Origin of the sequence: Paenibacillus lutimineralis, assembly GCF_003991425.1 — a bacterium.
Lineage (GTDB): Bacteria > Bacillota > Bacilli > Paenibacillales > Paenibacillaceae > Fontibacillus > Fontibacillus lutimineralis.
Genome location: NZ_CP034346.1, coordinates 4,760,565 through 4,784,201, shown reverse-complemented (window position 1 = coordinate 4,784,201; position 23,637 = coordinate 4,760,565). Strand labels below are relative to the sequence as shown.

Annotated in this window: 24 protein-coding genes and 1 riboswitch; of the genes, 10 read left to right on the top strand and 14 right to left on the bottom strand. The window is 43.1% G+C overall.

From position 1 onward, the window contains the following. Positions 1–48: 48 nt before the first annotated feature. Positions 49–633 carry a 50S ribosomal protein L25 gene (locus tag EI981_RS21380; protein ID WP_127004866.1) on the bottom strand — a complete coding sequence of 195 codons (585 nt, stop codon included), beginning with the start codon at positions 631–633 and terminating at the stop codon, positions 49–51. A 305-nt stretch (positions 634–938) separates the two neighbouring features. Next, positions 939–1,026: riboswitch (ZMP/ZTP riboswitch) on the top strand. Positions 1,027–1,135: 109 nt separating this feature from the next. On the opposite strand from EI981_RS21380, the gene EI981_RS21375 reads away from it, so the two are divergent. From EI981_RS21375 to EI981_RS21360, 4 genes are all read left to right on the top strand, one after another. Next, positions 1,136–1,999, top strand: coding sequence for a bifunctional 5,10-methylenetetrahydrofolate dehydrogenase/5,10-methenyltetrahydrofolate cyclohydrolase (locus EI981_RS21375; RefSeq protein WP_127004865.1), 864 nt, complete (start codon positions 1,136–1,138; stop codon positions 1,997–1,999). Further along, positions 1,992–2,627: a cyclodeaminase/cyclohydrolase family protein gene (locus EI981_RS21370; RefSeq protein ID WP_127001683.1), complete on the top strand. Its 636-nt coding sequence runs from the start codon at positions 1,992–1,994 to the stop codon at positions 2,625–2,627. The genes EI981_RS21375 and EI981_RS21370 overlap by 8 nt, the downstream gene beginning before the upstream one ends. Positions 2,628–3,153: 526 nt before the next feature. Next, entirely contained in the window at positions 3,154–3,999 is an 846-nt protein-coding gene (locus EI981_RS21365; RefSeq protein WP_127001681.1) for a GNAT family N-acetyltransferase, read from the top strand. Positions 4,000–4,500: 501 nt separating this feature from the next. After that, complete coding sequence (locus tag EI981_RS21360; protein ID WP_127001679.1) at positions 4,501–4,899, top strand: VOC family protein; 399 nt, start codon at positions 4,501–4,503, stop codon at positions 4,897–4,899. Positions 4,900–4,936: 37 nt separating this feature from the next. Here the strand turns inward: EI981_RS21360 and EI981_RS29795 are convergent, their stop codons facing one another. Next, positions 4,937–5,113 carry a GyrI-like domain-containing protein gene (locus EI981_RS29795; protein ID WP_227011522.1) on the bottom strand — a complete coding sequence of 59 codons (177 nt, stop codon included), beginning with the start codon at positions 5,111–5,113 and terminating at the stop codon, positions 4,937–4,939. Here EI981_RS29795 and EI981_RS29790 point away from each other — a divergent pair. Then, positions 5,051–5,215, top strand: a complete 165-nt coding sequence (locus EI981_RS29790) for a hypothetical protein (RefSeq protein WP_227011950.1) — start codon at positions 5,051–5,053, stop codon at positions 5,213–5,215. The two genes, EI981_RS29795 and EI981_RS29790, sit on opposite strands and share 63 nt — an antisense overlap. A 115-nt stretch (positions 5,216–5,330) precedes the next feature. Here EI981_RS29790 and EI981_RS21350 read toward each other — a convergent pair whose 3' ends face one another. The 5 genes from EI981_RS21350 to EI981_RS21330 form a co-directional block, all read right to left on the bottom strand. Further along, positions 5,331–6,617, bottom strand: coding sequence for a leucine-rich repeat domain-containing protein (locus EI981_RS21350; RefSeq protein ID WP_127001677.1), 1,287 nt, complete (start codon positions 6,615–6,617; stop codon positions 5,331–5,333). 75 nt (positions 6,618–6,692) lie between these two features. Continuing rightward, complete coding sequence (locus EI981_RS21345) at positions 6,693–7,499, bottom strand: pentapeptide repeat-containing protein (RefSeq protein ID WP_127001676.1); 807 nt, start codon at positions 7,497–7,499, stop codon at positions 6,693–6,695. A 416-nt stretch (positions 7,500–7,915) separates the two neighbouring features. Continuing rightward, positions 7,916–10,240: an ABC transporter permease gene (locus EI981_RS21340; protein WP_127001674.1), complete on the bottom strand. Its 2,325-nt coding sequence runs from the start codon at positions 10,238–10,240 to the stop codon at positions 7,916–7,918. A gap of 2 nt (positions 10,241–10,242) precedes the next feature. Then, positions 10,243–10,947, bottom strand: coding sequence for an ABC transporter ATP-binding protein (locus tag EI981_RS21335; RefSeq protein WP_127001672.1), 705 nt, complete (start codon positions 10,945–10,947; stop codon positions 10,243–10,245). A 297-nt stretch (positions 10,948–11,244) separates the two neighbouring features. Next, the gene (locus EI981_RS21330; RefSeq protein WP_127001670.1) at positions 11,245–12,225 is read right to left on the bottom strand and encodes an ABC transporter substrate-binding protein; all 981 of its coding nucleotides are present in this window, start codon (positions 12,223–12,225) and stop codon (positions 11,245–11,247) included. 212 nt (positions 12,226–12,437) lie between these two features. Between EI981_RS21330 and EI981_RS21325 the strand changes: the two genes are divergently transcribed. Genes EI981_RS21325 through EI981_RS21315 form a run of 3 tightly spaced genes read left to right on the top strand, consistent with a single transcriptional unit; the run spans position 12,438 to position 15,311 of the window. After that, entirely contained in the window at positions 12,438–13,448 is a 1,011-nt protein-coding gene (locus EI981_RS21325; protein WP_127001667.1) for a FecCD family ABC transporter permease, read from the top strand. Continuing rightward, complete coding sequence (locus tag EI981_RS21320) at positions 13,445–14,485, top strand: FecCD family ABC transporter permease (RefSeq protein WP_127001665.1); 1,041 nt, start codon at positions 13,445–13,447, stop codon at positions 14,483–14,485. Before EI981_RS21325 ends, EI981_RS21320 begins: the two co-directional genes overlap by 4 nt. Positions 14,486–14,510: 25 nt before the next feature. Then, entirely contained in the window at positions 14,511–15,311 is an 801-nt protein-coding gene (locus EI981_RS21315; protein WP_127001663.1) for an ABC transporter ATP-binding protein, read from the top strand. 59 nt (positions 15,312–15,370) lie between these two features. Here EI981_RS21315 and EI981_RS21310 read toward each other — a convergent pair whose 3' ends face one another. From EI981_RS21310 to EI981_RS21290, 5 genes are all read right to left on the bottom strand, one after another. Then, complete coding sequence (locus tag EI981_RS21310) at positions 15,371–16,150, bottom strand: IucA/IucC family C-terminal-domain containing protein (protein ID WP_127001661.1); 780 nt, start codon at positions 16,148–16,150, stop codon at positions 15,371–15,373. 122 nt (positions 16,151–16,272) lie between these two features. Then, positions 16,273–16,746 carry a nucleoside deaminase gene (locus tag EI981_RS21305; protein ID WP_127001659.1) on the bottom strand — a complete coding sequence of 158 codons (474 nt, stop codon included), beginning with the start codon at positions 16,744–16,746 and terminating at the stop codon, positions 16,273–16,275. Positions 16,747–16,794: 48 nt separating this feature from the next. Next, on the bottom strand, positions 16,795–17,982 hold the full coding sequence (locus EI981_RS21300) for an MFS transporter (protein ID WP_127001657.1): 1,188 nt from the start codon (positions 17,980–17,982) through the stop codon (positions 16,795–16,797). A gap of 333 nt (positions 17,983–18,315) precedes the next feature. Continuing rightward, positions 18,316–19,032, bottom strand: a complete 717-nt coding sequence (locus EI981_RS21295; protein WP_127001655.1) for an MBL fold metallo-hydrolase — start codon at positions 19,030–19,032, stop codon at positions 18,316–18,318. 28 nt (positions 19,033–19,060) lie between these two features. Beyond that, positions 19,061–19,630 carry a DUF4256 domain-containing protein gene (locus tag EI981_RS21290; protein WP_193556507.1) on the bottom strand — a complete coding sequence of 190 codons (570 nt, stop codon included), beginning with the start codon at positions 19,628–19,630 and terminating at the stop codon, positions 19,061–19,063. A gap of 269 nt (positions 19,631–19,899) precedes the next feature. On the opposite strand from EI981_RS21290, the gene EI981_RS21285 reads away from it, so the two are divergent. Continuing rightward, the gene (locus EI981_RS21285; protein WP_227011521.1) at positions 19,900–20,781 is read left to right on the top strand and encodes a poly(ethylene terephthalate) hydrolase family protein; all 882 of its coding nucleotides are present in this window, start codon (positions 19,900–19,902) and stop codon (positions 20,779–20,781) included. A gap of 156 nt (positions 20,782–20,937) precedes the next feature. Here EI981_RS21285 and EI981_RS21280 read toward each other — a convergent pair whose 3' ends face one another. Further along, a complete protein-coding gene (locus EI981_RS21280; RefSeq protein ID WP_127001649.1) occupies positions 20,938–21,348 on the bottom strand; it encodes a CatA-like O-acetyltransferase in 411 nt (136 codons plus the stop codon). 271 nt (positions 21,349–21,619) lie between these two features. Continuing rightward, positions 21,620–22,324, bottom strand: a complete 705-nt coding sequence (locus EI981_RS21275) for a MerR family DNA-binding transcriptional regulator (RefSeq protein ID WP_127001647.1) — start codon at positions 22,322–22,324, stop codon at positions 21,620–21,622. Positions 22,325–22,473: 149 nt separating this feature from the next. Here EI981_RS21275 and EI981_RS21270 point away from each other — a divergent pair, with 149 nt between their 5' ends. After that, positions 22,474–22,971, top strand: a complete 498-nt coding sequence (locus EI981_RS21270) for a DUF6022 family protein (protein WP_127001645.1) — start codon at positions 22,474–22,476, stop codon at positions 22,969–22,971. The last annotated feature ends 666 nt before the right edge of the window (positions 22,972–23,637 follow it).

Here is a 23,637-nt window from a genome sequence, read left to right as displayed (position 1 = left end):
AACAGGTTAAATAAGTCAAGGCATAACTGTAATAGTTTAATTTATATATTAAGCTTCGACGGTCGCCTCGATATCCTCTGCCTGAACCTTCGGAGTCACTACCGAGACAAGCAGCTCGTTCGTGGCCGAGATCAGGACGAGCCCATCTGGAAGCTCAATGTCGCCAACGTGGATGGATTCCCCGATTTCAAGATGACTGATATCCACGATAATCGAACCTGGAATCTTGTCCGGGAAGGATTCGATTTCAATAAAGGTACTTTGGGTTTGGACGATCCCGCCCAGCTTCGTACCTCTCGGAGTACCAGCGAACTCGATGTTGACCTTGGTCCGCACCAGTTCATCTTTCTTGACACGAAGGAAATCCACATGAATATATTCCTGTGTTACCGGATCGCGCTGAATCGCCTCCAGAAGAACAGGAATCGAGTCATGATTTTCAAGATTCAGTTCAATAATACCGCCACTGCCTCGTCTTATCCATTTACCGAATTCCTTCGTGGACAAATGGATGTTCTGATTATCTGTGCCAGATCCGAATACAACAGCAGGAAGCCGTCCCGAATTCCTCAGTCGCTTCAATCCCGTTCGATTCATAGGTATACGTTCTTCAACTTGAAAACATGTTCTCATCATACTACACTCCTCTGAAATAGTTGGTATTCAATGCCCTCAAAATCTATCGTCTATATGACTACGGATTTCGCCCCCCGTAGCTGGGGAAGCATGAGCACCATCACATCACCATCCTTAATACATTTAATGTAAAAAGTCGTATAAATACGCGCTAAGGCACTTCGTTCTCAGCGGAACGAAATGCCTTATTAATAGGTACGATAACATAGAAAAATGGTTCTGTCGACCACATACTGGTTTATTATGGAATTTTTCGACCGCAGGTTTTCATTCGTTCAAATTTTTGCTAATATGAAAGAAATAGTGCTGTATGTGACTGGCGAAGCAAGTGGAATTAACCACGAGGGAGCATATGGCTGATAAACGTTTCCGTTCGCCTGGGGAAAAGTATCTTCGGACGTCTCGTCAATTTGACGGGGCGCTCGTTGATGCTTTTTTTGCTTTTTTTGCGAGCAAGTGGATAGATTGGTCCAACAAAATGATGGGGAGGATGCTTAAAATGACATTGCTTATGAAGGCAAAAGAGGCGGCGGATCAAGTATATGAGACGATTCGGGCAAAAGTAGAGGAACTGAAAACCCAGGGGATTAAGCCCCATATGGCAACGATCCTGGTTGAAGGAGATCCGGCCTCTGCCTATTATGCCAAGGCCAAGCAGAGAATCGCCGAGAAGCTGGGCGTTCAGTTCACGCTTCATGATTTTCATGCGGAGGTAACGGAAGCGGAGATCCTGCAGCTGGTTGCTGAGTTGAATCAGGATCCGAAGGTACATGGGATTATGCTGGAGCTACCCCTGCCTAAGCAAATTTCTGCGGCTAAAATCGAGCAGGCGATTTCACCACAGAAGGACGTGGACGGCGTAACACCGGCGAATAAATTAGCTACTGTAACCGGAGAAGCCGGACTTTATCCTGCTACACCACAGGCATGCATCAAGCTGCTTAAGTATTATGGCTATAGCTTGGCAGGCAAGAACGTTACTTTGGTTGGCCGGGGGCAAACGGTAGGGATGCCGCTATTTCATTTACTGCAGCGAGAGAATGCCACGGTGACCGTATGTCATTCTCGTACCCCGGACATCGCTTCACATTTAAGTCATGCTGAGATTGCATTTGTGGCCGTTGGACGAGCCGAAGTAGTGAGCAAGCAAATGGTTCATGCAGACTTGGTCGTTATTGATGCAGGGATTAATGAAGCGGAGGATGGAAAGATGGTAGGGGATGTCGCGACTGACGTAGCTGACCACGTGCAAGCGATATCGCCTGTACCGGGCGGTGTTGGTACATTAACGACCTCTATTTTGTACGAGAATCTACTGAAGGCTATGGAGATTCAACGTGAGGAGGCTGGCAAGCATGAGTGAGATTACATGGCTAGATTCTATTGATAGCTTCGTAAGTAAGGCAAGCAGTTCAAGTCCTACCCCGGGCGGCGGCAGTGTTGCAGCGCTTGTGGCTGTACTCGGCACCGCAATGACCTCGATGGTAGGCAATTTATCGCAAGGGGAGAAGTTCGCTGATATCGAACCGCAAATCTCCGCAGTGATGTATACGATGAATCGCCTGAACGAGGAGTGCAGGGAGTTATTTGATAGCGATATCGCTTCTTTTAACAACTACATGGACGCTCTGAAGCTGCCGAAGGACACGGAGGAGGAGAAGTTGGCTCGTAAGCAGGAGATCCATGAGGCCACGATCAATGCGATTGAAGTCCCGGTTCAGCTTATGGAAGTGTGCAGGACTGGTATAGAGTGTGTATATAATATCGCCGAGACCTCGAACAAAAATGTCATTTCCGATCTCGGCATCAGCGCCATCCTCTTCGAAGCGGCTGCCCAATCAGCTCTGCTGACCGTTGATATCAATTTGGCCTCGCTAAAGGATCTGGAATTGAAGCAGCAGTATGCCGATAAGGTGTCCTCATTAATGCAGCAAATCAGCGATTTGAAGAATAAAGCGTCGCGGACTATTCAGGATAGAATCCAGAGTTGATTCACTAGAGTAGACCCGTCAGGTTTGTGAATTTGCGCTGCCTTCCCTTGCTCCCTAGCTTATCTGGTGAGAGGGGAAGGCAGTCCGCCTTTTTTGCTGCCTGCCTATTCACTTGCCGCGTGGTCGATCGCTAACGGAAGCCACAGCCCTTATTTCGAAGATTTCGGCCATTTAGAAAATGTAACGGAAATCTGTGCCGCTATTGCCTGCCGATTAGCTCCATTTCACAATAAATCCCCGTAATAAGGTCGCTCATTTCCCTTAGATTTTTTAAAGTTGCTTTTTCGCCCCAATAGCGTCTCTCATTTCCGTTAGAACTTAGATTAGCTCATCAGCTACAACATTTTTGCGCCTATATACCGATAACAGTAAGCCCTAGTCTAGTTTAGCAATGATATATGTCAAGAAGAACTATAACCATAAAATACCTAACAATCGGTTGTACAATATGCTAATGTCTGGAGTAGTCGCAGTAATTACTAAGGACTATTGACATTAATTGAATAATTAAAAAGGCGGGAAGACAATGATAACGGAACTGGATAGAGGCGAGTTCAAAAAATGCAGACACTTGCTTAATCCACAAGGACAAATGGAAGCTGCAGCCGTTGTTGAGGGAGTTAACCCGGGGAGAATATTTGTTGATGATCGAATGTCACCGACCTCAGGGATCATTTGGTTAGGCAATAATGACGGTTTCTTATTTATAGGCGATGAGCAGAATGAGCTATTCAATCAAGAATTGAATAGCTTCATAGACTCAGTTATCGTTCCGGAAGCGCAGCGAGTTGGATTAGATTGCTTCGAAGCTATAGGCAATCATGATAAGTGGTACGGTACGATTGAAAGAGTCTTTGCACATCGAGATTTAGGGAGATGGAATCAGAGGGTTTATCGGTTGAAATCTAGTGATTTCGACAACAATAATGAGCCTGAGCTTAAAGAAGGGTACGAAGTGGTAAAAATAGACGCTGACCTTCTAGGGAATAAGACAGCTATAAATGCTAATTTTCTGCGCTTGAAAATTGACGAATTCTGGTCCAGTCCTGAGGATTTCATCAATAAAGGTATTGGCTATTGTATCGTTCACCAAAGAGAAGTCGTAAGCGTGTGTTTCTCCGGCTTCGTGCTTGGAAATATCCACTGTATTGATATCGAGACTGTCAAAGAACATCAGAAAAAGAAATTGGGACAAAAGATAGCTCACTGTCTTGTTAAAGACTGTCTGAACCATGATCAGGTTCCATATTGGGATTGCATGGAGGTAAACAAACCATCGGTTGCGGTAGCAGAGCGTCTTGGATTTCAGGTTACATATCGGTATGTAGGTTACGATTTTGCGTTTACCCGTACAGACAATATCTCTATTTAGACCCAATGCTATGATAATGGTAGTCTTTCCATTGGTATGATGAATATATGGTTAGTAAATGTGCGCTGCCTTCCCTTGCTTTACCTAGCTTATCTGGTGAGAGGGGAAGGCAGTCCGCCTTTTTTGCTGCCTGCCTATTCACTTGCCGCGTGGTTCGATTGCTAACGGAAGCCACAGCCCTTATTTCGAAGATTTCGGCTATTATGAAAATGTAACGGAAATCTGTGCCTCTATTGTCTACCGATTAGCTCCATTTCACAATAAATCCCCGTAATAAGGTCGCTCATTTCCCTTAGATTTTTTAAAGTTGCTTTTTCGCCCCAATAGCGCCTCTCATTTCCGTTAGAACTCTGATTAGCTCATCAGCTACTATTTCGTGCTTCTAATTACCGATAGTAGCAAACACAAAATTCCCAAATGAGACTCTAGCATTCCCTATATGGTATTATTAGGAAAACAACTTTGTACATCGGGAATGAAATCATTGAGGAGGGGGAAAATTTGACAGCCAAAGCTTTTCATCTTCAAATTGTCGAGCTGCCAGTAAGAAATGTAAAGGAATCTATGCAGTGGTATACGGATCTGTTCGGCGTTGATTTATGTTTTCCGTACAATGAGGGCGATGATGGAGCATGGTTAAACTTGAATGGTCTCGGATTTGGCTTGATTCGCTCGGATGACCAGCCAAAAATGGATTTCGTCTCGGCATCCGGCGAACGGAAGCCATTTTTCACTTTTCAGGTCGATAATATTAAAGAGCTTTATGAAGAAATGAATCAAAAAGGTGTGGAAGTCAAAGAAATGGTATATAAGCAGGGAGGGGGATACTCCTTCCAGTTCTTCGACCCGAGCGGGAACTTTTTGGGGATATGGGGCGGATGGCCTAAGGAGAACGAATAGATGAAGAGGGGGAAGAGCTTTAATCCGCCCTCTTTTTTTATCGGATATACAAATCTACCTTGCACTTTCCATCTGGGTCGGTTGAAGGGTCATTCATACAGAACTCCAGGCACGGTCTCTCGCCAGGGTCGTACTCGCTATTCGGCAGCCATTGCGCAAATATACTCTGATAGGTGATACCGAGCTTATCAGGTATATCGTAGAACTGGAACAAGGCATTCAGTCCGCCGGGCAGCCTCTTGTAGCTAATACCATCCTGCTCTTGCTTGCTGAAATGATATTTTGCGGAATTAGCGTATTCGACCAGTTCATCTAGGTTAAGCCTACGATCGCTATGATCCTTAATATACTGAACAACCTAGTTCATTCTCTCTAAATAATCATGATTTATCGTTGTTATTCCTTTAGATTTATTTGAAGAAGCAGGGTTATCAATAAGTCTCATAGATGAGATCGTCGCTGATCTGCAGGTCTTTATTAAAAATGATGTAAATATATAGCTGCCCGGCGGGGGTATCGCCTGCATCATACCCTAAACGAAATGTACCGTCCTTATGAAATTCAAGGACAGACAGGATCAACTCAGATACATTTTCGTCAGGATGGGCTTCGGCAACAGCGGCAAGCGCCATCTCGGCAAGCTCATCCATATGCCCCCAGGCGCCACGGATAAGAGGAGTTAGCTGTTCCATATCTGTTTTGAATGGGACATCTACTGTTGTGGCAAGCTCTTTTCCCATAAAATGAAGTGTCGTTGCATAGGAAGAAAAGGAGACATCATATGCAAAGATTCCGACTCCCGAAATCGTATGGTCAGGTTCCAGGATTAGATTATTGGAATAATCAAGACGTTCCAGCTTTGGATGAAGACTTGTGTCCAGCTTGGAGATTTTATTCTCGGAACAGTAGAGCTCGGTTAAATGGATTTGTTGGCTGAGATCTAATGCAGAGATATGGTTATTGAAGCATCTTAAGCTTTGCAGCTCCGGATTTCCACTTAGATTGAGGCTCGTCAGATGATTGTTATTGCAGCGGACTTCAAGCAGCTTCGCACTATTCTTCATAGTTAGGCTGATCAAATGATTGTTGCCGCAATCCAGGCGGATAAGCAGAATATTCTGATCCAGGTTCAAATCGAATAAGGAATTATAATTACAGTTCAGCTCTTGTAATTCCGGGTTCTGATCCAGATGCAGCTCCGATATAAGGTTCCAACAGCAATCGAGCTTAATTAGCAACTTGTTCTGACAAAGATCCAGGTTGCGAAAACGATTGAAGCCGCAATTCAAGAGCTCCAGATAAACGTTATGCTTCATATCTAGCGAGGGAATATCATTCTTGTTGCAGTTCAACTCCCTTAATAAAGGGTTATGTCGGCTATCTAGTTGAATTAGCTTGTTATACTCGCAGGATAGCTTCTCTAGATTCGAATTATGACTGATGTTCAGCTCGGTTAATTTATTGCTGGCACAATTCAGAACTCTCAGATTTATATTTTTACTAATATCAAGCTCTGCCAAGCTGTTAAACGAACAATCTAGCTCCTGAAGAGAAGGGAAATGCTCAATGCCGTCAAGACTTGTAAATCGCTGATTTGTTATTTGGAGAGAGGTAACTTGAGTTAAATCACCCAGCTGGATCTTCTCCCGGTTCCCGCAAAAATTGTCCAGAACATAGGCTTTGAACCGTTCATCCAAGAAATCCCGCGTTATATCCATGACAATCCTCCTTGAGAACATTTCACATATCAAGTATAGTGGCCGTCTATTAGCTTTTACTACTCTAGTATCAAGTTAATTCAACCAATGATCAGGAACTTTCAAGTAATGAGGTAATCGGGTTTCTTTATTTCCTTTTGCGGAGTTCACTTGAGCCTGGCTTAGGAAAATACATCCGATAAGATTTGCACCCGATAAGTCAGCATCTCGCAAGTCTGCACCTATAAAATCTGCTTTTCTGAGGTCAGCGTTCTTCAAATTAGCTGCTATCAATAATGCGCCTCTTAAATTCATACCTTGCAGATTGGCACCTTTTAGATTAGCCCCTATAAAATCCTGGTGTGACATGTTGTTCTTACTACTTTGAACATCATTATTGCGAACAAGCTCACTGGTACGTACGAGCATGGGATTAACAATCGTTCGATGGTTGGATACATCGAGGTTTAGAATCTCCGCTGGGCTAAGCCTTGTTAAAGACAAAGTCAGCTCAGAGATATCTTGCAGCTCATTCTTCATGGTTCGTGTCTCTTCCAAGTCCAATGCTTGATTTAAATAGTAGAGCATCTCATGCAATTGTTGAACAATAGGGAATACAGCGTACATTTCCTTAGATAACCCCGGATTAACGCTCCAATCATTTCCTTTGTAGATCTCCTGCGAGACATGCTGTCCTGCACCAAAGCATTCATAGGTAACACATCCGCGAAATCCTTTGTCTCGTAAATGCTCGTGGATACCACAGCGATGATCCGGACCCAGATTACGGCAAGGGACCCCATCTGTTTTGCTATATGCAAAATCAGCAGATTTTGCATACGGTAATGCCACACAACATAATCCAAAGCATTGTTCACAATTAGAATGTAAATTGCTGTTCATAGAGAACACTTCCTAGTTGAAATTTAAAATTTACATTACTATTGTAATGTATTATTTTTATTCCCACCAACGCTTTTTCTTCGTAATTCCTTTTGTTTCCTAGGCGATATACAAGTTCAATTCAGGTCTGATTGTTTTGTTTGTACAGTAAATGGGGGAAGATGGGGGCAAAAGTCATGAAAGATTTCTATGAAAAAAGCACAATCATTATTTCCTAATGAATGTGCTTCGTAAATTTAAATTATATCTATAATTACTCACAAAAACTTAGGATTGTGGATATAACCTCCGGATTTGACCAATACTCCTCATGTTTTAAACCAGAAAATTAAGTCCTGGCAGATACTGTTTTAGCATATTCCTTGGTATTTATGTTATCCGTAATAAACCAGCCGATAGGCGATACCACCCCTAAGTTATTCTATGCTCTTTAAGGATTCAGTCATATTGATTTTGTTCACTTTTCCTCTAAGCAGCAGGTTAGATAGAATGGTAAGCAAGAACGCCAGGAGAATAGAGACCAGAATAATAATAATGTTTAATTGATCTGGAATTTGCTGATGGGTACTAGACAGCGCTTTAACAACTATTGCATAGACATATCCACTTATTGGTAGGGAAACAATAACCGCAAATGTAGTTAATATAATATTTTCAAAAAATATGAGCCGATTTATTTTGCCTTTTTGATATCCTAAAACTTTAAGTGTTGCTAGTTCACGGCTCCGTTCATAAATGTTGATGGAAGAAATCGTATATATGGCGCCAAAGGAGAGGATGACAGCACAAATGATAAACATAATAAATACAAAGCTGTTTTGCTTCAAAATATATTGAGCTGACTTCTTGAGATCACTCTTATCTGCAATGGCATCTACATGAGGATTTTGTTCTAAGGAGTTGCGAATGCTTGCCAGATCCTTGGAGCTATTAGCCTCAACTAAAAGGGAGGTTGGTCTGTACTCTATGTCCAAGCTCTTTAAATAGGTTGGTGTAATGTAAAACGACGGATTCGAATATTGGGTAGATATATTCAGAACCTTCAGATCCACAGATTTATCCTTAAGTTCTGGTGCTGTGAACTTTAATTGAATCATGTCTCCTGCTGAAATATGATATTTGTCAGCGTAAGATCTCGGGACCAGAACACCGCGATCTTCTAGAGGTATCCGATTTCCGGCTCCGTCGAAGAAATGAATGAGGTCGTTTTCTTTTTCGGTAACGACTAAGGTGGCATTTTCTTTCTCATCATTTGTTATCAGCTCCACGGGGAAGTTGGATAACCCATAACTGCTTTTAATACCAGTCGGAAGGCTGATTACATCCGAAGAGGTCCCTAGCGCATAATCGACTCTTAAATCATACGTATAGACATCTTCCACTTGATTAGCTACTTTTAACAGAGCTGATTGAGTGCCAAAAGCAGTTATCAATAGAATAGTACTGACAACAACGCCAACGGAGCTTGCTAACGCTTTTTGTTTATTCAAAAATATATTTCTTATTATGAGCTTGTAGCTGTAGGAAATGTTGCTCCAGATCCCTGGTATTCTTTCGATAAGCAGCTGTTTCATTTTCTTCGGCGGTTTAGGGCGCATCGCCTGGGATGCACGTTCTTTTAATATGGATCGCCCACTTAGGTAACACGCCACAATTCCAAAAGCACTTGAGAAGAGGATCGGGGGAATGACAGAAGATAATGAAAGTGAGAAGGTAATGTCGGGCAGGGAGTAGGCCCTTGCAATTGATGCCGTAATTAATGGAATAAATACAACAGCAGCAATGATGGTACCTAGAATGGAACCTATGATCCCTACCAGCACAGGGTAGCCCATGTAATGAAGCATAATGCTTCTATTCCTGACCCCCAGGGCCTTCATAATCCCCACTTGATTTCTTTGTGAATCTATCATCCTCGACATCGTCAGAAATAGGATAACGGCTTCAATCATAAAGAGAACGAATGGTATCACCCTGCTCATCAACTTATTGTTACGTATTGTCTGAGATACTTGTGAATAGTTGAAAGTCCGCTCTTTACTTACTTGGCCTAAATAGGGAAGCTGCTTAGATTGGGCCTCGATGGCTTGACCTAAGTTTTCAGTATCGTAACCCTTATTGGCATCAATCATAACTTCGTTATAGTAGAAGCCACCCACGATTTCAGGTATTGCTTCTTCAGCCATGTAAGCTACTCCGTAGCCTTTATGATCCTGGGTTTCGTTCTTCTTGGCATATTCAACATTCTCAATCAAACCGCTAATGTTAAACCCCAAATCTTTTCCATTTGTAGTTATGGTGATTTTATCACCGACTTGAATATGATTTTCCTTAGCATAATGGGAGTCTAATAAGAGGTCATCATTTTTTGACGGCATACTACCTTCAATTATAGTAGGTGTATTGATTTCATTTATTTCGGGGATCGAATGGATTTTTAATGAGGCCTTATAATCCTTGAAGGCTTGCGTAGCATCAAAAGTATAACGTCCTTCGATTTTATTGATCCCTTTAATTTTGCTTAAATCAGCAATATCATCTTTGAAAATTTGGTCGTAATAGACATTCAAGTCGCTTAGATGATGTTCTTCAAAGTAACCCTTCGTATAGCCGCTAATATTGTCGCTCAAAGTGGCGAGCCCTGTATAGAAAAAAGCCCCTACCGCAATTACTAAAACAAAGGCAATGCATTGTCCGATCGACTGCTTAATATCCCTCATTAGTTTTATGAATAATTTCATAATTACCACTCAATCCCTTCAATACTTTGCTTCTCTTTATTGATCGTAATACTCTCTACCATTCCGCTTTTAACCTTGATCACCTTATCTGCCATAGGAGCAATTGCAGAATTATGAGTGACTACTACGACGCATTTTTTTGTGTCCTGGTTCAAATCCTGAAGAAGCTTCAAGACTGCTTTACCCGTCACATAATCCAGGGCTCCAGTAGGTTCATCGCAGAGTAAAAGTAGGGGGTTCTTGGCAACAGCCCTCGCGATCGCGACTCTTTGCTGTTCGCCCCCTGAGAGCTGGGAAGGAAAGTTCTTGATGCGATTCGTTAATCCAACTTTATGTAAAATGTCGTTGGCATCCAAATGGTCTTTACAGACTTCCGTGGCGAATTCAACGTTCTCTAGAGCGTTCAAATTCGGAATCAAGTTATAGAACTGAAATACAAAGCCAATATTTTGTCCGCGATATTCAGTTAATTTTCGTTCGTTCCATTTTGTAATTTCACGATCTCCGACAAACACTTGACCTGAGCTTGCCGTATCCATACCGCCCAATATGTTCAATATCGTGCTCTTACCAGCACCACTCGCCCCCAAAATCACGACAAATTCTCCTTCGGATATGGAGAAATTCACACCATTAAGTGCCTTTATAGTTACCTCTCCTATTTTGTATTCTTTCGTTACGTCTATGAATTCAATTAACTTATTCACGTGCTACAGCTCCTCACAGGGTATTTTGGCAAGCTTGGTCAGACACACTCATGTCAGTTGAGCGGTGCCAAGTCCCAATATCCATAATATACCAAACGCAAAAAAACACATCGTGCAGCCGATGTATTTTGGCCTCGGTCTCTAGAAGGAGATTGGTTCGTTGGATTAGATGAGAGGAATCTGAATCATTGGGGTCGGAACTTTCAACAGAACGTACAAGCAGCTATGGACATGAAGAAAGGGAAGGAGCAGTCAATGCTTCCTTCCCTTCAATATGATGTATCATTTATTCACTGATTACTTCTGAATGCCATAGATATTATACAGCTCATCCACCATCAGATTTGCTGCGCGAACGCCGCCTGCTGTGTTGAAGATTGCATCATCTACTTGGTAAGCTTTACCGTTCTTCACGACATTGAGGTTCTGCCAGAGTGGATCTTTCATAAACTCTTCCGCTTGCTGAGTTCCTTTATTGTCACCTGTCTCGTAAGTAAAGTACAGCATCATATCCGCATCGACTTCTGGAATTCGCTCTTTTGAAATCTCTTCAACGAACGTATCCTTGTAGTTGTTTTCCGGACGAGCAATGCCAATTTGCTTGAAAATAATTCCCGTAAACGTATCTTCAAGATAGATCCGCGTCTTACCGCCCATAAAGCGAACAACAGATACCTTTTGCTTCAGCTTATCGCCAGCTACTACCTTGAAATCTTCAATCTTCTTATCGAAGTCGGCAATCACTTCCTGGCCTTCGGCTTCCTTATTCAACGCTTTCGCATACAGGGTGAAGTTATTCTTCCATTCGCCGCGGAGCGTCTCAGAGAACACTGTTGGTGCAATAGCGCTAAGTTGCGAATAGATCTTCTCTTGACGCATTTTGTTACCGATAATAAGATCCGGCTTCAAACTAGCAATCAGCTCAATATTAGGCTGTGCCTCTGCACCAAGCTCGGTGACGCCTTCCATATCGTCCTTAATATGCTTATACCAAGGATCGCCTGTGAAGGACTTAACGGCGCCAACGGGCTTCACTCCAAGCGCAAGTAGCGCTTCCGTTCCTTCGTTCGTTAAGATGACGACACGTTGTGGCGTACCCTTAATTGTTGTTTCACCCATAGCATGTTGAATCGTATACGATTCGTCCGAAGCAGCAGATGAATCTCCAGCTGGCTTCGAATCGTTACTGGCTTGTCCACAAGCAGATAGTATGAAAATGATAGAACACAAAGCAGCAAATAGCTTTGTTAAATGTGCGGGACGTCTGTTCGTATACATTGAAGAAAATCCTCCTAGAATTCAAATGAAAATGATTATCATTACTAGGCAATACTATGGTATAATTTTTGAGGTGTCAAGATGTTGTTATAAAGATTTGGCTTGCTCAAGATCTACGCGTTATCCAAATAACGAAGGAAATCTATGATAAAGCTAATGCATGGTAGTATCACATATTAGCCAATGAAGGCGTGTAGACGGAGTAGATCAACATGAATAGTGGTAGAATTGCAAGCCGATACAGGGCTCTGGTCCTCATCTTATTTTTTGTCATGGTAGCTGTTGCGATGATGTGCAGTGTGTTATTTGGTGTTACACAAATTTCGCTTCATAACGTGATAGAATCGTATACTGCATTTAATGGCTCGAACGAGCATTTAATTATCCAGCACACACGGGTACCGCGGGCATTGATTGCGGCAGCTGTTGGCGCAGGTCTGGCAGTAGCAGGCGCCTATATGCAGGGTCTGACACGCAACCCATTAGCATCACCCTCCATTCTTGGGGTAAATGCGGGAGCTGCGTTCTTTGTCGTGACGGCCTATGCGCTCGTGTCGGATATTTCATATAACGTCCTAACTTGGGTGGCTTTCTTCGGTGCAGCCGTAGCGGTTGCGGTAGTTTATGGGCTTGGCTCATTAGGCAGAGATGGTATGACGCCCATTAAGATTACGTTGGCAGGTTCAGCGATGACCGCCTTCTTCTCTTCCTTAACACAGGGGATTCAGTTAACGAGTGGGAAGGCTTTTGAACAGACTTTATTCTGGCTGGTAGGCTCAGTAGCCGACCGTGAGCTTAGCATGCTGCAGGCGGTTGCTCCTTATATGCTGGCAGCTCTTGTTGTCGCCCTGCTCTTGGCTGGGCAGATGAACGTGCTCAGCATGGGGGATGATGTCGCAACAGGGCTTGGGCAACGCACATGGATGATTAAGATTGTGGCGGTTATCGTCATTCTGCTGCTCGCCGGCGGTTCAGTTGCTGTAGCGGGACCGATTGCATTTGTCGGTATTATCATTCCGCACTTCGCTCGGTTTCTAGTCGGAACCGATTATAAATGGGTTATTCCTTATAGTATTGCGCTAGGCGCGTTGCTGCTGCTCATTGCAGACATTGGCGCCAGGTTTATCGTCATGCCGAAGGAAGTACCGGTTGGCGTCATGACGGCTATTGTCGGCGTTCCTTTCTTCGTCTATGTTGCACGCAAAGGAGGGAATGGAAAATGAGCAAATATATTTCAGTTCGACGTCCATGGTATTCGTTCCTTATTAGCCGCAAGGTGCTCTGGTCTTGCTTAGTCTTATTAGCTGTAACTATTGCTTTTATTATATTAAGCGTGGGATTGGGCAGCGTGAGGATTGGAGTGCTTGATACGTTGCTGGCCATTTTTGGTCATGCCAAGGACAGCTCGCACGAGGTAATCATCTATAATCTGCGGATGCCACGGATTGTCGTTGCAATTCTTGTAGGTGCCGCATTGGCGGTATCTGGCGCCATTCTGCAAGGCATGATTCGCAATCCGCTTGCATCTCCTGATATTGTAGGTATTTCAGGTGGGGCGACACTGGGTGCGGTGCTTTATTTCTATTATTTTGCAGGCACAGTTAGTATTCATTTCTTACCCATCGGTGCTATTATTGGTGCATTTGTAGCTACGTTCGTCATTTATTTGCTGGCGTGGAGTAAGGGCGTATCGCCGCTTAAGATGGTGCTGATCGGTATCGGTATGAACGCGGCGTTTAACGCTATCACGTATATGCTGCTTGTCTCTGCGCCGTTCATTCTGGCACAGAAGTCTCTCACGTTCATGACAGGTAGCATTTACGGAACTTCATGGAAGAATGATGTCTTGCCTTTGCTGCCTTGGGTATTGATATTGCTGCCGGCAGCAATGCTGTATGCACGTCATGTGAACGTGCAGGAGCTAGGCGACGATGTCGCGGCCGGCGTCGGCAGCCCCGTTCAGAAGCATCGATTCGTGCTTCTGATTCTGGCGGTAGCCTTGGCGGGCGCCGCCGTTGCGATTGGCGGCGCCATCTCCTTCATCGGGCTTATGGCACCGCATATTGCGCGCCGCCTGGTAGGTCCGTCCTTCGGCGGTGTGCTGCCCTGTTCGGCCTTGATTGGCGCACTGCTGCTGCTTATCGCAGACTTGATTGGTCGAACGGTATTTACACCGCTCGATATTCCTGCGGGAGTGTTCACCGCTGTTATCGGGGCTCCGTTCTTTATCTATTTACTCTACCGCCATCGACACCAATAATCGGACACCTGAGGGGGATCTGTGTATGATCGCAATGGAAACGAAGGATTTATGTCTCGCCTATGGCGAGGCAATCGTATTTGATGAATTGAATTTCTCCATCCCGAAGGGGAAGATTACGGTCTTTGTCGGTAGCAATGGATGCGGCAAGTCGACGCTGCTTCGTTCCTTGGCGCGTCTCATTAAGCCGAAGGATGGAGTTGTACTTATAGATGGCAGCGAAATCGCCAAACTACCGACCAAGGAGGTTGCGAAGCGGCTCGCCATTTTACCGCAGGGTCCGATTGCCCCCGAGGGGCTTACCGTCTTGCAGCTCGTCAAGCAAGGGCGATATCCTTATCAATCATGGCTACGCCAATGGTCGCAGGAGGATGAACAGAAGGTCACACAGGCGCTTGAGGCGACGGGCATGACTGCTTATGCCGAGCGTACCGTGGATTCACTATCGGGCGGGCAACGCCAGCGCGCATGGATCGCCTTAACGCTTGCGCAAGGCACCGATACGATCTTGCTTGATGAGCCGACCACGTATCTGGATTTGACACATCAGATTGATGTGCTTGATCTGCTGTTTGAGCTGTATGAGAAGGAAGGCCGTACGATCATTATGGTGTTGCATGATATTAATCTCGCTTGCCGCTATGCACATCATATGGTGGCCATCAAGGATCATGCGATATGGGCGGCGGGTAAGCCTGAAGATATCGTTAACGAAGAAATGATTGCTGACGTATTCGGTATGGAATGCATCATTTCACAAGACCCGCTGTTTGGTACACCAATGGTGATTCCACATGGAAAAGGGCGCAAGCCAAATTTGGACTAATAAAAGAAACGACCGTTCCTTGGCTGCAGAAGTGAGCCTTTTGGAACGGTCGTTTTATTTTAGTGGTGAGCGCGATACTTACGTGTTCGGTTCTCCTCGCTGATGCGCGGACATGTATAGCAGTAGCGATCATCTCCCGGTAGACAGTACTGTAAGCAGCATTTCGCTCTGACCAAGACGGTGTGATCATCAATCTCGACCGACTTGAATCGAGAGAAGATGGGGTTAATCGGGCAGTCTGCAAAGCTGTCAATCCAAGCGTGGTTCGTGAAGTAACGATAATCCTCTTCGACACATCGTCTTGCTTCATCGGTTTCAAGCTTGTTGATATCCTCCTGCTTCCAATAGGCAACGAGATAAGACAATGTAGCCCATAATGTTGACCCGCCAATACCGGTGGCTTGAATAATTGCATTCCACACTGGTTTCATATTGGAGTGGTACATACGTTGAAGTAGCAGGCGCCGCCGCTCCTCTCGTTCTGGAATCATCGAGATACCCGGCAACTCCTCCTCGGTTGCTAATAGAAAATGGAGCTTATCCTTCTGTAAGACGATCTTGAGTTGCTCAAGGGAAATGTCCAGGCAGCGGTCGCAATAAGAGAAGGCGTACAATGCTCCAGCAATGAGGGAAACATAACGCTTCATGAAGATGGAGCCTGTAACTTCCTTACGCGGTGACTGAATCGCTTCGCCGAAGACGGATAGAAATGCCTCCAGGGCCTCGGAATCAAGCAAATCAACACCATGAATGATTAGTGCCTCTGAAGATATATGAGCCGAGTCCGCACGGAACATATGGTATCTTGTCTTAAATAAGGGGTGATCGAGTGTTGCCATGTGGTCCTCCAGTATTCATTTTCCCAAAATAACCTATACCTCATATTTTACAACATATCGAGGGGATTGCTAGAACTTAAGCAAGGAAGAATACGGAAAAACAACACCAAGGGCGGACCAACTTATCCGTGGTACTGACGATGCAACTCTCGAACTTGCTCCGCGAGCTCGGGAACAGGACCGTCAATGGTTGTATCACGAATAACGTCTTGGATTGGAAGGCTGCGCACACGCGAGGCGGCAACTCCCATTTCATTCAGCCATTGTACCAGCTGGGCGGAAGAACTGGCATATACGATCCGACCCAAACCAACCCAGCCGTGGGCCGCAGCACACATCGGGCAATGTTCGCCTGAGGTATATACGGTCGCCTTGCTTCTTTCTTCTGATGTCATGTTCTCAGCTGCCCAACGAGCCAGTGCAAATTCTGGGTGCTGAGTGTGGTCTCCACCGGCAACATGGTTGTGGTCTTCCGCAAGTACATCTCCGCTCTCTGAGACAAGGATAGAACCGAATGGCTCGTCGCCAACTTCCAGAGCAGTCTTTGCCAGTTCAATGCAGCGTCGCAAATGCTTCAAGTCTGAATCATTAATCATGATATTCCCATTCCTTTCATTTAGAGTTACAGAATAAGTTGAAATTGGTTAAACGTTCCCCGACGAAAGTACTTTTCGTAATTGACTTCCCGAGAAGATACTGCTGACTAGCAGTACGAATCCCCCAAACAGATAGGGCAAGTCGAAATGGATTTCAAACAAAATTCCCGCCAGCATCGGCCCAAATATCGTACCGAGACTCGTATAGGAATTATTCATCCCGGCTACAAACCCTTGCTCAGCCCCGGCCACTTTGGATAGTAGCGTATTAATTGTAGGGCGCAAAATATTATTGAAGGTAAAAAATAACATCGTGATTACCATAACATAATAGAAATGGCCTGAGAACAATAAGAATACAAGAGATACCGCCGATAACAACAACATGGCACCAATAATTCGTTTTTCCCCGAACCGTTGTGTAATCCGGTCGCCCAACAATAGTTGATTCAACGTGCCGATTAACGAACATACGGTAAGTAGTATAGCGATTTGACGCGTCGTGAATCCGTAGACCTGTACGACATAAAGAGGGAAAATCGCTTCAAAATGCGTCAAACCGAAGGTCATGGCGAAAACAATGAGCAACAGGGTAAAATAGCGAGACCGAATCGAAAGTACAATTTGCCGGAAAACATTATCCTTCTTTTCCTTCACTTGCCGATGCATCTCGCGAATGTTCGCCGACAGTGATTCAGGCAATCCCCATAGACTGCAAAACATCGCCACCAGTCCTACACATGCGGATACAAAGAATGGCGTCTTGATGCCCCATTCGGCAAGTAATCCACCGACACCCGGTCCGATAATAAACCCGGATGTCATCGACGCTCCTAACCATGACATGGCCTTGCTACGTTGATCATCTGCAGTAATGTCAGCAATATACGCAATAATGGACGGGATTAAGGCAGCTGAGCCTATTCCCCCAATCAATCGCGATACGAATAATAAAGTAAGATCACTTGCTAACGCTGCGAGCAAATTTGAGACTGCGAATAACACTAAACCTATCATAATCATCGGTTTACGGCCGTATCGATCTGACAAGTTACCTGCAAGGGGTGAGAATAGGAACTGAGTCAGGCCGAAGCAGGAGACTAAATAACCCGCGGCCTGACCGTTAGCCGAGAATATCTCAAGAAGTTTCGGTACGATCGGAATGACAAGACCCATACTTAGATTGGCAAGAAACATGTTTAACAGAAGTAATGGAAACGCTGACTTTTTTAACATTAATAACCACCTATATCGAGTAAATACTAACCATGAATTGGAAACTGAATGCCAGTTCCCCTCTAGTTGCATTCATATATGTTAGCATGTGGCTATCTACAATAAAAATATGAAAAACATATAAGGTTTTAATATTTTTGATATACATAGAGTGAAGAGGAATGACGCGACATGTCAGCGTGTTAGGGATTTAGCCATTTGGAGGGAATAGTGCTTAGAGTTCCAGTGGTATTATCCCCTTTCAAGTAGAGACTCAAAATAACTTCCAAGTTAATGGAGTTTGGGGTGACACTTGAAGTGGATTTTTTATAGGCACAAAAGGACGCAGCTCTCTTAACGTTCCATAAGAGAGTTCATGATATTAACAATGCTTTGTTTACTAATTGGTTCAGCATGTCCTACTACACAAGTATCAAAATCAAATCCTTCAATCGCTGTAATTAAAGAACGCAATTTATCTTTATCCAAGTAGCAATTATTATAATAATCGACTCCAACCGCATCGCCAATAAATAACACTCTTTCTTGAGGTATAAAGATGCACACAGAATCATCACTATGCGGTGAGGGAATATGATGTAATTCTGCAGTAATGCCTCCGAGATCGATTTCCATATATCCCTCGAAAGAGATATCAGAAGTTACTACTCGTATTTCCGATAGTGTAGGGTATTCTGTTCGAATACAGGTATCCGCAAATTCAATCTCAACCCCAGCTTCTAATCTCTCTTTCATTTTAGAATCTGTCCATTCCCACTTCGCGATTTCCGCTAATTTAACATTTGTTTTTTGGTGGGCAATGGTAGTCCCATTTACCGCATACATACCAAAGGTATGATCCCAGTGCCAATGCGTAATCGCAATGAATTCCGGTGTTCTTAATCCTTCATTACGTATGGCTTCATTAAACCATTCAACATGATTTATAGAATTGCCTGAGTCTACCATCAAAGAACGATTTTGCCCATTTATATAACCAAGGACCGGTCTATCTGACTCTTTGTTGAACATAGTATAAAATACACAATCTGTTATTCGTCTTAGCTCCATAAAATAGATCCTCCAATTTTATATGAATTTACACCCTTAGTGAGCCGCGGAACCCTCTGCCGGCGTAGTATGATTCCGCACCGTTATGATACACGAAGACATTTCCGTAGCGGAAATCGCCAAATATGGCGCCGCCAAGTGATCTAATGTCAGAAGGAGTTTTCAACCAGCTTGATGTTTTTGTATCGAAATTTCCAAGTTTCTGCAGTTCCCTGTATTGCTCTTCTGTCAAAAGCTCAATGCCCATGGCAGTCACCATATCCATCACACAGTTTTCCGGCTTATGTTGTTTTCTGGACTCCAACGCTTCACGGTCATAACAAACACTTCTGCGGCCTTTAGGACTTTCGGCTGAGCAATCATAAAAGATGAATTCGCCCGACTCAGTATCATAGCCAACAACATCCGGTTCTCCTCCGGTGAGTTCCATCTCATTGAGCGACCACAGCTTTTCCGCATTAGCTTCCAGCTTTTCTTGTACTCCAGCCCATTTAAGATCTATATGTCGGTTCATGTTTTTCTCAAAACGAACCTTCAATGTTTTAAGCAGTTCTTCGCGTTGCTCTGGGGACAACCGCTTTTTTGTATTTTCCATAATAAAAACCTCCTCAAACGAGATGTAACCGACTTTATTAACAGGTCAGCTGAACTGAATATTTTCATATTTAATTATAACAATAAGTAGTTGCCTAAAGGAGGGGAGAATTCACATCTTATTTAATGAAACATAACTACATCTTTCACGTATATCCCTTTAGTTCCATATTTTAACAGAGAAAACGATAGAGAAACCTATAGAGAAGCCTATAGAATATCGTAGAGGTCACGTGTATGTCGGTTTTGAAGAAACGAAAGTGGATATTATGGTTGTTAGCTTTAGTCCTTATCGTTGCAGTTCCAATTACAATATTCATGCAAATAATCATTCATTCTAATGTACCAGAACTTGCAGAAGGCAGCATTGAGCAGCGGTATGCACAGCAAGGAAGCTATCATGTAAAGGTAGAAGAAGTGAAGAGTACGAGCGGAGAGGCTTTATTTAGAATATACTACCCAGCATTTCAAGGAGATGAATCCTATCCTATTATTTCTTGGGGGAATGGAACAGATGCCACTCCAGATCGTTATGATGAGCTCTTAACTCATCTTGCTAGCTGGGGATTCATTGTAATAGATTCCTATAGCAAGACAACAGGAACAGGCAAAGAAATTGTGGAGGCTATTGATTATTTGAGAAATGAAAACCAACTAGCAAACAGCTTGTTTTATCAAAAAATACAAATGGAACAGATTGGTGTAGTTGGACATTCTCAAGGGTCTACTGGGGTTATTAATGCTCATACCAACTATATAAGTGGATCGTTGATTAAGACGGTTGTATCCATCGCTCTCCCGGATTTGAAGCATTGTGATCCAGAAGATGTGTACGATACAGCACGGATTACCGTTCCTTTCCTCATTATGGGCGGTACACGAGATTTTCTAATCTCACCGGTATCAACGAATCAATTAGCCTTGCATAGTACTAACGCAAGCACGCCTGTTATGATGGGGATGGCTAAAGGTGCAGCTCATACAGCGATTGAAGGCAATGGTGGCAATCATAGGGGTTACTTGACGGCTTGGATGAGATATTGGCTGCTTGATGATCAGGAAGCCATGAAGGCATTTCATGGGGGATCTTCCGAGATGATGCATAATACAAATTGGGTGGACGTTATACAAGCAAATATGGATGATAATCAATAACAAAAAAACGGCATGTTTGCCGTTTTTTTAGTTACATAGTCAGATTCTGAAGCCTTTCAATGGGGCGGTTTAAGCCTCCAATAACAACGGATTTTTGAAATTATTGTGGATTGAAATACGACCCAACTCTTCCTGTTAAAGGAGTATGGTGGCTAGTTAATAAATTTGCAACCATTCCTTACAGGTATCTGCACGTAATTGCAGTTCATTAAACAGCATGCCAACGTGGTAGCCGTCGCAAACGGCATGGTGGAATTGTCCCGACAATGGTAACAATATTTTTTCGTCATGCTGAAAATATTTCCCCATTGTAAAGATAGGTAGTAAATAAGTTCCTTCGTTATACACATTCAGGTTAAAGCCCGTGAAACTGACCCACGGAATGCTAGAAATGGGGAAGATGTTTGGTGGCTCGTTTGCTTTAGCCGCAAATTGTTTAACATTTCCGTACATTTTCATATCATCAAGATAACGCTTGTAGAAATCATTAAATTCTTCATTGTTTAAATAATGTTCAAAATAGGGTTTTCTACTCCAGTTATCCATGTCAATTGGATGGAAATTCATTTATTATGACCTCCTAAAATTATTGTATTTTCATCTTAGGAGGTCTGCTCGACTGATTTAACCATGTCCTTATCACAATCCCTCTAGAAATGACCAAATCTATTCCTTGCGAACCAACAATGTGACGGCTTCCGCATGTAATGAGTGCTGATGATACCCAATATTAGACCTTTAGCGAGCCACGGTCCACCATTGCGATGCGACTACACATATTTCATTTTCGGGAACTCCCAGCTCTAGTTGTTCATGAATAAACTATCAAGTCCTTTGGTCAATACAAATTGACCATCGAACACAATCGATATAGATAATAAAGTCCATGTAATTGTATTTTATTACGATCTTCTAAGTGATTTTGAGTATGATTAACAATCCTTTTTAAACTTTGATAATCATGATCATTCAAGGTTTTAATCTGTTCTTTCAAATGAGTAACCTCATATGAATAAACAGCATTCTGATTTGTTTTCATGAGCAAGATTTTTATCATTTGAAACCTATCAAACATGCGATAGTTATTATTATCTTCTCTTGTTGCATTGATCAAGCCTTCCTTTTCCCAATATCGAAGAGTCGATGCAGCAATTTCTGTTTCCCTTGATATTTCACCTATGGTCATTTGTTTTTTTGTCGAGGTTTGTTCATTGACTGGAGTTTCAAGGAGTCGTAATGCCTTTCCGACTATTACTTTATTTTCATAGTTTATTGCTTGAGCTTTATTTATTAGCCAGAGGGCAGAATCCAGTTCTTTTACTTGTATTTTTTTTAGAACGGTTGATGTTATCTCCATTCCGAATCCCGGAGCCATGGCTGTTATGCATTCAAAATACGCTATATGCTCTTTCGTATAAACGCGATAACCAGTAGCTAGCCTTTCCGTAGTAGGTACCAACCCCTTTGCTTCATAATTTCTCAATGAGCTTGTGCTAATATTTAACATCCTTGCGATATCTACAGGTCTCATTTTACTTTTCATCACTTCACCTCCGCAGTTGCTAGCAATTAAGAACCCTTATAAAGTTTGTATATAATTTCATCTATTTATTTAAGTCGATTTATCTAAACTTTATCATTCGCTTTAATGTTATAAAATTGGTTGTAAGTCAAAATGATGGAGGGATTTTTATGACAACATTTAAAATTCACGCTGAGATGTCGATTGAAAAATTAGCACAAGTAGTATCCGATTATATTGCAAAGTACTGGAAAGAAGTCCTAGCAGAAAACGCCGAGGAACTTAATAAACTGTTTCCTGAATATGAAGACGCAACGTATGGAATGTATTTAGATAAACTGCTTCCACCGATTTGGATTGAACTTGAGACAAACGGATATCATTCTGCAGAAGAAACTAAAAAAGATGACTTTGTTATTGCTGGTTGCCTAAACTTTAGAAATTCAATGGAAAAAGCTACCTGGGGGACACCCAATCATGAAATACGTGTTTTTTGGATCGTTATCAAGAACCAGCATCAAGATGAGATTGGTACACTCCTATTTGAATTATCTCATTCTCATGTTCAGTTTGAACTCCCAGCACCTCCAAAGTTCATAGCATTTAAAGGAACTAATCGAAAAGACATTACTACAAAAATTGTCCAATTAAAAGAAAACTCACAATAATTTCGCTCCTTATTTAATAATTTGCATGCCATTTATTCATTTATCCCAATAGTTAAACAATGAAAAAAGGGAGCCCAACAGTCGTGGCTCCTCTACATATTCTACCGTCACCCAATATACAAGCCTATGTTTCTCAAGATGCGGCAATTAGGAAGTATGGGACGTGTTCTTGTCGCGCTTTGACCCTGTGGAAAGCACTCATCACAATGCTAGGAATGAGAAAGGCTCGGAAACCTCAATTGGGGTAAGCATGTGATGGATGTCATTATCCGAGACTACAAACGGCTATAAGCGTATAAACCTGCTAGATTCTATTGGACAAAAGCAAAGTCCAGCAGCTATCTGCTTGAACCTCTCGTATTAGGTAAATGTGGCTCCAAATCAATACTTTCTTACAAGCGACGCACAGCACTCCACATGGGTAGAGTGCGTGATATTGCCGATATACGAGGCTTTGATATGTGTGGTTAGCCTAGGAGGATTGAACCCCTGACCACACAACGCTTCCTGCGATGCGCTTTGCTCTATTAGCCTAACCATTCGTTTAACATTTACAACTATCGCGGTGAGATAGGCCTGTATTCGTATACGAAAGAGCCCCCAGTATTTGGTTGTTGCCATGGAACCTCTTCATCTCAGCGCTTAAAAGCAGCCCATTCGCTGACG

What these genes read in the sequence shown, in the direction of transcription:
- EI981_RS21305 (WP_127001659.1), bottom strand. Translation starts at nt 16,746, where the DNA reads ATGATTAATGATTCAGACTTGAAGCATTTGCGACGCTGCATTGAACTG.
- EI981_RS21345 (WP_127001676.1), bottom strand. Translation starts at nt 7,499, where the DNA reads ATGAACAGCAATTTACATTCTAATTGTGAACAATGCTTTGGATTATGT.
- EI981_RS21275 (WP_127001647.1), bottom strand. Translation starts at nt 22,324, where the DNA reads ATGAAAAGTAAAATGAGACCTGTAGATATCGCAAGGATGTTAAATATT.
- EI981_RS21280 (WP_127001649.1), bottom strand. Translation starts at nt 21,348, where the DNA reads ATGAATTTCCATCCAATTGACATGGATAACTGGAGTAGAAAACCCTAT.
- EI981_RS21315 (WP_127001663.1), top strand. Translation starts at nt 14,511, where the DNA reads ATGATCGCAATGGAAACGAAGGATTTATGTCTCGCCTATGGCGAGGCA.
- EI981_RS21325 (WP_127001667.1), top strand. Translation starts at nt 12,438, where the DNA reads ATGAATAGTGGTAGAATTGCAAGCCGATACAGGGCTCTGGTCCTCATC.
- EI981_RS21375 (WP_127004865.1), top strand. Translation starts at nt 1,136, where the DNA reads ATGACATTGCTTATGAAGGCAAAAGAGGCGGCGGATCAAGTATATGAG.
- EI981_RS21350 (WP_127001677.1), bottom strand. Translation starts at nt 6,617, where the DNA reads ATGGATATAACGCGGGATTTCTTGGATGAACGGTTCAAAGCCTATGTT.
- EI981_RS21370 (WP_127001683.1), top strand. Translation starts at nt 1,992, where the DNA reads ATGAGTGAGATTACATGGCTAGATTCTATTGATAGCTTCGTAAGTAAG.
- EI981_RS21320 (WP_127001665.1), top strand. Translation starts at nt 13,445, where the DNA reads ATGAGCAAATATATTTCAGTTCGACGTCCATGGTATTCGTTCCTTATT.
- EI981_RS21365 (WP_127001681.1), top strand. Translation starts at nt 3,154, where the DNA reads ATGATAACGGAACTGGATAGAGGCGAGTTCAAAAAATGCAGACACTTG.
- EI981_RS21340 (WP_127001674.1), bottom strand. Translation starts at nt 10,240, where the DNA reads ATGAAATTATTCATAAAACTAATGAGGGATATTAAGCAGTCGATCGGA.
- EI981_RS21300 (WP_127001657.1), bottom strand. Translation starts at nt 17,982, where the DNA reads ATGTTAAAAAAGTCAGCGTTTCCATTACTTCTGTTAAACATGTTTCTT.
- EI981_RS21270 (WP_127001645.1), top strand. Translation starts at nt 22,474, where the DNA reads ATGACAACATTTAAAATTCACGCTGAGATGTCGATTGAAAAATTAGCA.
- EI981_RS21330 (WP_127001670.1), bottom strand. Translation starts at nt 12,225, where the DNA reads ATGTATACGAACAGACGTCCCGCACATTTAACAAAGCTATTTGCTGCT.
- EI981_RS21380 (WP_127004866.1), bottom strand. Translation starts at nt 633, where the DNA reads ATGAGAACATGTTTTCAAGTTGAAGAACGTATACCTATGAATCGAACG.
- EI981_RS21295 (WP_127001655.1), bottom strand. Translation starts at nt 19,032, where the DNA reads ATGGAGCTAAGACGAATAACAGATTGTGTATTTTATACTATGTTCAAC.
- EI981_RS21310 (WP_127001661.1), bottom strand. Translation starts at nt 16,150, where the DNA reads ATGGCAACACTCGATCACCCCTTATTTAAGACAAGATACCATATGTTC.